This window comes from Chryseobacterium sp. SIMBA_028, from assembly GCF_046535285.1.
GTDB lineage: Bacteria > Bacteroidota > Bacteroidia > Flavobacteriales > Weeksellaceae > Chryseobacterium.
In genome coordinates this window covers 1-253 of record NZ_JAWRWZ010000576.1, presented here as the reverse complement: position 1 = coordinate 253, position 253 = coordinate 1, and the positions used below count along the sequence as shown (strand labels likewise).

Annotated in this window: 1 pseudogene; it reads left to right on the top strand. The window is 33.2% G+C overall.

The features are described 5' to 3' along the window. Positions 1 to 253, top strand: a pseudogene (locus tag SCA31_RS24555) (hypothetical protein); the annotation flags it as partial.

Genomic DNA, 253 nt, shown 5'->3' with positions numbered 1-253 from the left:
CAATAAGTTTTATTTCAACAAATTTAATGTACACATCGGCCCGACTATTGATATCGTTGTAGATAAAGACTTTACAATGGCTAATGAAATTGATTTCGGAATTGTAGGAGGTGTAGGTTATGACATTACAGATAACTTTGGAATTGAAGCCAGAGCAAAACGAGGATTTTTTCAAACCATAACTTTTGAAAGCCATCATACGAATGTGGTATTCCAGGCAGGAGTTTATTATTCATTCAATCTGAAAAAAAAG